This window comes from Micromonospora sp. NPDC049523, assembly GCF_040676775.1.
GTDB lineage: Bacteria > Actinomycetota > Actinomycetes > Mycobacteriales > Micromonosporaceae > Micromonospora_G.
On the sequence record NZ_JBFAPP010000025.1, the window covers coordinates 99,582 to 107,832 of the forward strand.

General features: G+C 70.2%; 8 protein-coding genes. 5 read left to right on the forward strand and 3 right to left on the reverse strand.

Annotation, left to right across the window (positions count from 1 at the left end; translation table 11 throughout):
- Nucleotides 1–57 precede the first annotated feature (57 nt).
- The gene (locus tag AB0J90_RS29970; RefSeq protein WP_363601541.1) at nt 58–1,188 is read left to right on the forward strand and encodes a glycerophosphodiester phosphodiesterase; all 1,131 of its coding nucleotides are present in this window, start codon (nt 58–60) and stop codon (nt 1,186–1,188) included.
- 199 nt (nt 1,189–1,387) lie between these two features.
- Complete coding sequence (locus AB0J90_RS29975; RefSeq protein ID WP_363601543.1) at nt 1,388–2,590, forward strand: low temperature requirement protein A; 1,203 nt, start codon at nt 1,388–1,390, stop codon at nt 2,588–2,590.
- 36 nt (nt 2,591–2,626) lie between these two features.
- On the opposite strand, the gene AB0J90_RS29980 is transcribed toward AB0J90_RS29975, so the two are convergent.
- The 3 genes from AB0J90_RS29980 to AB0J90_RS29990 form a co-directional block, all read right to left on the reverse strand.
- Nucleotides 2,627–3,007 (reverse strand): hypothetical protein, encoded by a 381-nt coding sequence (locus AB0J90_RS29980; RefSeq protein WP_363601545.1) that lies wholly within the window; start codon nt 3,005–3,007, stop codon nt 2,627–2,629.
- Nucleotides 3,008–3,162: 155 nt separating this feature from the next.
- Nucleotides 3,163–4,305 carry an ImmA/IrrE family metallo-endopeptidase gene (locus tag AB0J90_RS29985; protein ID WP_363601547.1) on the reverse strand — a complete coding sequence of 381 codons (1,143 nt, stop codon included), beginning with the start codon at nt 4,303–4,305 and terminating at the stop codon, nt 3,163–3,165.
- 62 nt (nt 4,306–4,367) lie between these two features.
- Complete coding sequence (locus AB0J90_RS29990; protein ID WP_363601559.1) at nt 4,368–5,042, reverse strand: HAD family hydrolase; 675 nt, start codon at nt 5,040–5,042, stop codon at nt 4,368–4,370.
- A 227-nt stretch (nt 5,043–5,269) separates the two neighbouring features.
- On the opposite strand from AB0J90_RS29990, the gene AB0J90_RS29995 reads away from it, so the two are divergent.
- From AB0J90_RS29995 to AB0J90_RS30005, 3 genes are all read left to right on the forward strand, one after another.
- Complete coding sequence (locus AB0J90_RS29995; RefSeq protein ID WP_363601549.1) at nt 5,270–5,854, forward strand: hypothetical protein; 585 nt, start codon at nt 5,270–5,272, stop codon at nt 5,852–5,854.
- Nucleotide 5,855: 1 nt separating this feature from the next.
- Nucleotides 5,856–7,169, forward strand: coding sequence for a hypothetical protein (locus tag AB0J90_RS30000; protein ID WP_363601551.1), 1,314 nt, complete (start codon nt 5,856–5,858; stop codon nt 7,167–7,169).
- A gap of 223 nt (nt 7,170–7,392) precedes the next feature.
- Entirely contained in the window at nt 7,393–8,193 is an 801-nt protein-coding gene (locus tag AB0J90_RS30005) for a GAF domain-containing protein (RefSeq protein WP_363601553.1), read from the forward strand.
- The last annotated feature ends 58 nt before the right edge of the window (nt 8,194–8,251 follow it).

The window sequence follows — 8,251 nt, forward strand, 5'->3', positions numbered from 1 at the left end:
CGTCGTCCGTCGACTGTTGGATCGGGTTCCACCCGAACCCACGTCAGGAGACCTGCGGTGCGACGTACCCTTTCCATCCTCGGCCTGGCCGGCGTCATGCTGGCGACGGTGGTGGCGATCCCCACCTCGTCGTTCGCCGCCCGCGACAGCGACGAGTCGGACGCGCGGCACGCGGACAAGTCCCGCGACGCGAAGCCGCTGGTGATCGCCCACCGCGGGGCCAGCGGTTACCGGCCCGAGCACACTCTGGAGTCGTACCGGTTGGCGATCCGGCTCGGCGCCGACTTCATCGAGCCCGACCTGGTCTCCACCCGCGACGGAGTGCTGGTCGCTCGGCACGAGAACGAGATCTCCGGCACCACGAACGTGGCCGACCACCCGGAGTTCGCCGGCCGCAAGGCCACCAAGACCATCGACGGGATCGCGGTCACCGGCTGGTTCACCGAGGACTTCACCCTGGCCGAGCTGAAGACGCTGCGGGCCAAGGAGCGGCTGCCGCAGGTCCGGCCGACCAACACCGCCTTCGACGGCACCCTGGAGATCCCGACCCTGCAGGAGGTCATCGACCTCGCCAAGTCGGAGAGCCGGCGGGTCGGCCGCACCATCGGCATCTACCCGGAAACCAAGCACCCGACCTACTTCCAGTCGATCGGGCTGGCGCTGGAGGAGCCGCTGGTCCGGGTGCTCAAGCGCAACGGGCTGACCAGCCGCAAGGACGCGGTGTTCATCCAGTCCTTCGAGACCGCGAACCTGCGCAAGCTGAGCAAGCTGACCGACGTACGGCTGGCCCAGCTGCTCGACGCCACCGGGCGCCCGTACGACTTCACCGTGGCCGGTGACCCGCGTACGTACCTGGACCTGGTCAAGCCGGAGAACCTGAAGTGGATCAGCACGTACGCGGACGGGATCGGCGCGACCAAGAACCTGCTCGTGCCCCGCGACGCCAGCGGCAAGCTGCTCGCCCCCACCAACGTCGTACGTGACGCGCACCGGGTCGGCCTGGACGTGCACGCCTGGACCTTCCGCGCGGAGAACCAGTTCCTCCCGACCGACTTCCGCCTCGGCGCCGACCCCAACGCCCGCGGCGACATCACGTCCGAGTACGAGCTGTTCTTCAGCCTCGGCCTCGACGGTGTCTTCAGCGACCACCCCGACACCGCCGTGGCCGCCCGCGCCGCCCTGCGCTGAGCTTCTCCGGGCAGGGCCCCTGGTTGTCGCCCGCTTCTGGGTCGACACGGAGCCCTGCCCGGCCGCTCGGTGGCCCGACCACTGGACCGGGCGGCGGGCCGGTGGAGGTTCCCGGCAACCGCCGGTAGACCCATCCACCCCGTGGTACGACTGGACCGACAGCCGGGCGGTCCGGGCGGGCGGGGCGGGACGAGGGCGGATGGACACGGATCAGCGGTCCGACCTGCTCCGTGACCTGGGTCAGCCGAAGGGCGTCACCTACATCGAGCTCTTCTTCGACCTGGTGTTCGTCTTCACCCTGTTCCGGCTTTCCCAGACGCTGATAGACAGCCTGGACTGGGTGGGCGCCTTCCAGACCCTGATCCTGCTGATGGCCGTCTGGTGGGTCTGGTCGTACACCAACCTGCTGACCGACACCCTCGACTCGCGGCTGATCCGGCTGCAGTTCCTGATCACCGCCACCATGTTCGGCGTCCTGGTCAGCTCGACCGCCGTACCGGAGGCGTTCGAGCAGCGCGGGCTGCTGTTCGCGATCGCGTACGTGGCGATCAACCTCGGCCGTAGTTCGATCCTCGCCTTCGCGCTGCGGCATCATCACCTGGGCCGCAGACCGCTGCGGGGAGCGGTCTGGTTCGCGGCGTCGGCGGTGCCCTGGTTCGCCGGGGCGATGGTGGAGGACTCCGGCCGGTTGGCGCTGTGGAGCCTGGCGCTGGCGATCGACTACGCGGCCGCGCTCGCCGGCTGGCCGGTGCCGGGGTTGGGGCGTACGAACTCGGCGGAATGGAACCTGGCCGACGAGCACATGGCCGAGCGCTACCGGCTCTTCGTGATCATCGCGCTCGGCGAGACCGTCGCCATCACCGGTCGTACCTTCCACGACAGCGACTTCAGCCTGCACCGGGGTACGGCGTTCACGCTGTCCTTCTGCATCACCGTGTCGCTGTACTGGATCTACTTCCACCGGACCAGGGAGAAGCTCGGCCCGGCGTTCCCCGGCGCGAACGAGCCCGCCGACCCGAACGAGCCGCGCCCGCGAAGCAAGGAAGCGGCCCTGGCCCACCTGATCATGGTCATGGGGGTGGTGGGCATCACCGTCGCCGACGAGCTGGTGATCATGCATCCGACCGGCTCGGCCCCGGCCTCCTGGGTCGCGGCCATCCTGGGTGGGCCGGCGCTCTTCCTCGCCGGGCACGCGCTGCTGGGGCGGCAGGTGTTCACCCGCGCGGCCACACCCCGCCTGGTCGGACTGGTGGTGCTGGTCGTCGCCGCCCCGGCCATGGTCGGACTCGCGCCGCTGGCCTCCACCGGACTGGCCGCGGCCGTACTCGCGGTGGTGGTCGGCTTCGAGATCCGGCTCAACGGCCCCCTGCCGGGCGCACACAGCCTGCCGCCCAGGGGATAGCGTCGGCGTGGGCAGGAGGCGGCCGCAGCTTGGCGTTCAGCCCGGACAGACGTGTTGGTGGCTGCTCGGTAGCCGGACGCCTCGTCCGGCCGCCGCCATCGCTACCAGGATTTCATACGCCTCCGGACAGCCGACGAGACCGGCCTCGAAGCAGTCGGCAAGAATATCGTTCGAGTCGAGGGAGATGAGGCCCTTACGGGCCGCGTAGTCGGCCGCGGAGCGGTCATCGGTGGCGATGGTCCCGCCCCCGGTCGTCAGCAGGTGATGGATGATCTGTGCCTCGCCCAGGTGTTCGACACCTCGGATGCCGCTACCGCCGATCGCGCGCCGGAGCCGGTCGACCTGCTGTGCGGCCGGTGGCAGGTCGCCGACCACCACGGGGGTGCCAAGCCATGCGGCACCGAGCAGGGGCGCCATCGTCGGGGCTTCCCGAACCGACCGACGGACCTCGTGTTGCGTACCGTCCGTCCAGGCGGCCCGCCCTGCAAACAGTTTCTCCAGGAGATCCAACCGGCCGACCACGGCGAAGTTGCGCAGGGTGCAGGTGTCGAAGAAAACTGCGGCCGGCGGATTCACAGGTGAACGGCCGCCTCGCCGTCGGCGGACTCGCGCGGTGGGGTCAGTTCGTCGAGTAGGCGGTCGGGATGCTTGCCTAGGAGCTGGGCCAGCGGCCGAACACCCAGTTCTCCCGAGGCATAAGCCGTTGTGGCACGTTCCAGGAGAGTGCCGGGAACACGGGTACGGTCTCGTGCCTGGAGGTCGGTTGTGCGGCCGGGCCGCGAGGTCAGCCGGGCCGACGCCATCGTACGAATCCGGTCGTGTTCCTCGGTGGACACGAGACGTAACCGGTGCAGCTCGATCGCTAGCGCGTCCCGGCTCACTCCGAAACGGCCGAGGAGTTCGGCGACTTCCGGCTCTGTCAGCTTCCCGCTCGGTACTGCGGCCTTGAGGGCACGCTCCGGTAGCAGGAACGCGGCGGCGAACGCGTTCGCGCGCCTTTCCTGGTCCGTGTTCCCGCCGAGTACGTCCTCGTCGACTGTGAGTTCGTCGGCGTCCCCGGCGAGCAGATGGCCGATTTCGTGGGCTAGCGTGAAACGCTGGCGGGTCGCGAAGATCCCGCTGGAGACGACCGCGAGTCGGAAGTCCCCCGAACTGACCGCCAGGCCGTCGAGCCCGTCCGGCAGGGGCCGGAAGGCGATGTCGACGGCCAACGAGTGTTCCAGGAGCGCTGCCAGGTCGTCGAGATCGTAGGGCAGATCCTGATGGTCCAGACCGAGCCGCTTGCGGAGTGCCCCAGCGAGGGTCTTCCCCTGTACGGCGGGACTCAGTGAGGCGTTCGCGGTCGGCCAGGCGACCGTCGACGGTTTCGTCGGTTGGCCAAGTTCGGTGAGGAGTGCGTCGAGGTCGAGCAGTTCCTCCGTGTACCGAAGGGCCTGCTCGACCGCCGGGTTCGCGCCGACCTGCATGCGGGCGGCAACGGCAGCGGGTGGCCGTGGCTGTACGTCCTCGTCCGCCAGGAGATCATCGGTGCGGAGCCCCAGTTCCTCCGCGAGTAGCGCGATCTCCAATGATTTGAAGTCGCGACGTCCTGAGATCGCTTTGCTGAGAGCGGTGGGATCGAGGTCTATTGCCGCGGCGATCTCCCGCTGGTGGCGCCCGCTCGCCGCCACCGCGGCACGCACCCGCGCGGCCAACGTCTCCCGGGTCAGACCCATGGGCCCAAGGATAGGTGGCCTGTTGCGAAAATCGCAATCGTCCACGCCGACGTACTCGCTAGTCAGAAGTGGTCGAGCAGGTCGGGGAAGGTCGACAGGGTGAGCACCAGGTCGTCGTCGGGATCGAGGTCGGCCTGGTCCAGCGCCCACGGGTACGCGTTCGGGATGTAGACGGCGTTCATGCCCGCCGCCCGCGCCGGCAGGATGTCCGACTTCGGGGAGTTGCCGATCATCCACGTGCTCGCCGGCAGCAGCCCGTGTTCGGCCGTGACCTGGCGGTACACCTCGACGTTCTTCTCCGCCACGATGTGCGTACGCCGGAAGTGGTGACCCAACCCGGAAGCGTCGATCTTGCGCTGCTGCTCGTCGGTGTCGCCCTTGGTCAGCAGCAGCAGGTCGTGCCGCCGGCCCAGTTCGGTCAGCGTGTCGGCCACCCCGGGTACGAGTTCGACCCGGCGCTCCACCAGCGCCACCGCCAGTTCCTCGATCTGTCGCCGTTCCGCCTCGGTGGCGGGTCGCTCGCGCAGACGGCTCAGGCACTCGCCGAGACTGTGCAGGAAGATCGCGCTGCCGTACCCGTGGGTCACCACGTTCGCCCGCTCGATGTCGTCGAGGATCGCGCGGATCTCGACCCGGTCCAGGGTCGGGTGCGCCACCCATTCGAGAAAGTCGTCGATCACCCGCTCGAAAAGGATGTTGTTTTCCCAGAGCGTGTCGTCGGCGTCGAAGATCAGCACCTGTCCGGTGCGTCGCCCACTGTTCTTCCCGATCGGCTCCACGGTTCTCCTCACCCTCATTCGGGCTGGCACTGTACTCAATCGAGTCGAGAACGGCGACGGATTAGTCCCGCAACTCCGGGAGTCCGACACGACACTCGCCGGGGCATAGACCGATCGACCGCGCTGGGGTAGCTTCCGCAGCCAAGACCGATGACGGGAGACCGGCAGTGGGAACGTACGCGGTCGTGACGAAGGCACCCCTGGCCCAGGTACGCGACGCGGTACACGCGGGCCAGGTCGGTGGTTTCGTCGCACCCGATCCGCTCGGCACCATCGTTTTGTTCGACTCCCCGCGCGGGTCCAGGTCCAGCAGTCGCCGGCTCGCCAGACCCGCCGCCGACCTCGTCCGGCGTACGGGTGTGCCGGCGTGGATGCTGCTGGCGAACGAGTCACTGGCGGAGGCGACGATGCTGTCCCCGGATGCCGGGCAGCAGAGCCTGCAGTGGGCGGCGGACTGGCAGCCGCCGGAGGATCCGGCCGAGTACCTCTCCGACCGCAAGGCGTGGGATGTCTACTGTGGTGAGATCGCCACCGCGTACGGCCGCCCGGAACAGGGGAGCGAGCTGGCGCTGATCCGCAACGACCCGGTGCCGGGCCGCCCGCGACCGCTGGTCGCGGACCTGCTGCGGCAGGTCTGCCGGGTGTTCGACCTGCCGGACGTGGCGGTCGGGCGGTCCCTGCTCGTCGGCGACGAACCCGGGCTCTACGAGGCCGAACGGGTCGACGCGACACAACGGGGCCTGCTCGGCCGGCTGCTGGCCCGGTCCTGAGATGACCGGGACGGCAGCGGAAACCGGCGAGACGATCGGCGCGGTCCGGGCGACCGCGTACCGGCTGGCTGCGTTCGCCGGCTCGGTGCCGGTGCCGGTGCTGGGCGAGGCGGACGGCTGGACCCGGCTCGACGTGACCGACGGCACGGGCGGGGTGGACCTCGGTGCGCTCAGCGTCGCCGCCCGTACACCGGCCTGCCTGCTGCGGCTCGACGACAGCGGTGGGCTGAGGCTGTTCGCGTACGGGCCGGACGGGGGTTCGGTGGGGCCGCTCGACACCACCTGCACCGAGCCGGACGCGCTGTCGGTTGTCACCCTGTTCGGGCTGCCCGACGGCGCCGCCGTACTGCATCGGGCGCTGACCAGCCCGTCGACCGGGTACCAGCCGGGGGACCGGCTCGCCGACGCCTGCCGCGCCGTCGGGCTGCCGCTGGAACTGCTGACCCCCGCCGGGTCCGCCCCGGTCACCGTGACCGGGGCGGCGCCGGCACAGCCGGAGGTCGGCGTGGTCCTGGTGTACGCGTCCGCGGTGGTCGCCGCGGCCGACGCCCCGCTGACCACCCAGTCGGCGTGGACGGTGCCGATCGACGGGAAGCGGAGCCTGCACCTCTGGGACGGTCGGGGCGAACGGGCCAACCTGGCGTTGGCGGCGGAGGTGCTCGGCGACCGGCGTTGGGCGACGCTGGCGTACTGGTGGTCGGAGCGGACCGCGGGATTCGTGCTGACCCGTGCCAACCGGGTGGCCGGTGCGCACGAGTGGGGCGCTACGGCACCGGTGACACCGGAGGGGACCGCGCGCGCCGCCCGGCAGCTCGCCGAGGAGTTCGGCGTACCGGAGCAGGCACTGACCGTAACCGGAATGCTGCGACGTACGGACTTGGCGCCGATGGCGGCGCTCACCGAACTGGGGGACCTGCTCGGCTTGCCGGTCGACGTCATCGGCCGCACCGCCGAGGAGTTGGCGGACTGGGCCACCACCGTGCCCGGTGCGGTACGCACCGAGCGCCTGGGCTTCGCCGCCGCCGTCGTCCACTCCGTACGGGAGTATTCGTCCAAGCCGCCGCGCGAGGATCTCTACCATCCCCGACCGCGGTGGCGGCGCCTGCTCAGCGGGTTACGACTGCTGGTGTTCGTACCGATTCTCGTGCTCGTGGTGGCCGGTTGGCTGCGCGGCGAGGTCAGCGGGTGGTGGGTGCTGCTCGGGCTGGCGTTGACGGCGGACGCGGCGTGGGGCGTACGTCCGGGGCGGCGCAGCCGGATGCACGTCAACCGGGGTACGACCCCGACCGGCGGGCGGCCGACGGGGTCGGGGTGAGCGGCCGGTGACCCTCCGGATTAGTGCCGCCGCCCGGCGTGCTGACCCGTTCCGGAGGGTATAACCTCGGGGTCGGCAGTGACAGATCGTCATCTATCTGGTCATTCGTCGTTCCCATCCCTGGCCGGTGCGGAACGTGCAGGAATCAGGGAAAGCCGTCGACAGGCTTTCCGTCCGTGCCCCCGAGCCAGAAAGCGGTACACCATTGCCCCTCGAACCTTCCGTGCGATCGCCGGACGACGAAACCGCCCGACTGGCGGCCGTACGTCGTTACGAGATCCTCGACGCGCCCCCTGACGGCGCGTTCGACGAGATCGCGGAGCTGGCCGCGATGGTCTGCGGCACCCCGATCGCCAGCGTCACCATCGTCGACGCCGACCGGGTCTGGCTCGCCGCCGCCAGGGGTTTCGACGGGGTCACCGAGGTCGGCATCGAATCCGGCCTGTGCGCCTCGGCCTTCCTCGCCGACGGCCCGTACGTCGTCAACGACGCCGCGCTGGATCCGCGTACGGCCGACCACCCGTTGGTGAAGGGCGAGCTGTCGCTGCGGTTCTACGCGGCGGCACCGATCATCACCGCCGACGGTTTCCGGCTGGGCACGGTGAACGTGATCGACCGCAAACGCCGGCAGGTCACCGGGAACCAGATCGCGGTGCTGACGAAGCTCGCCGCCCTGGTCGCGAAGCAGTTGGACCTGCGCCTGGCCGCGATCCTCGCCGTACGCGCGGAGCGGGAACGTGCCGCCGCGGCCGACGCACGGGCGAACGCGGCCCGCGCCGACCTTTCCACCCGCGTACGCGACGCCGCCTCGGCCCACCGCCAGGCGCCGCACCCCGACCACTGCCAGCTCGGCGGTGCCATGAACCCCTGTTCCCGGCCGGCCGAGTTGAAGCTCGCCGACTCCTGGGGCGACTCCGCCTGGAGTTGCACCGAGCACGTCGAAGAGGCCCTGCTCACCGTCCGTTCCGTCTTCCTGGCCAGCGAGGAACTAGGCGGCCTCGCCGCCTACGTCAACCGCAACTAACCCAGCCCCCTCCCCCGCCCCCCCCCCCGGCGCCCCACCCCCCGCACCCCGCGCACCA

Coding starts and splice junctions, on each gene's coding strand:
- AB0J90_RS29980 (WP_363601545.1), bottom strand. CDS start 3,007: ATGGCGCCCCTGCTCGGTGCCGCATGGCTTGGCACCCCCGTGGTGGTC.
- AB0J90_RS29985 (WP_363601547.1), bottom strand. CDS start 4,305: ATGGGTCTGACCCGGGAGACGTTGGCCGCGCGGGTGCGTGCCGCGGTG.
- AB0J90_RS29975 (WP_363601543.1), top strand. CDS start 1,388: ATGGACACGGATCAGCGGTCCGACCTGCTCCGTGACCTGGGTCAGCCG.
- AB0J90_RS30000 (WP_363601551.1), top strand. CDS start 5,856: ATGACCGGGACGGCAGCGGAAACCGGCGAGACGATCGGCGCGGTCCGG.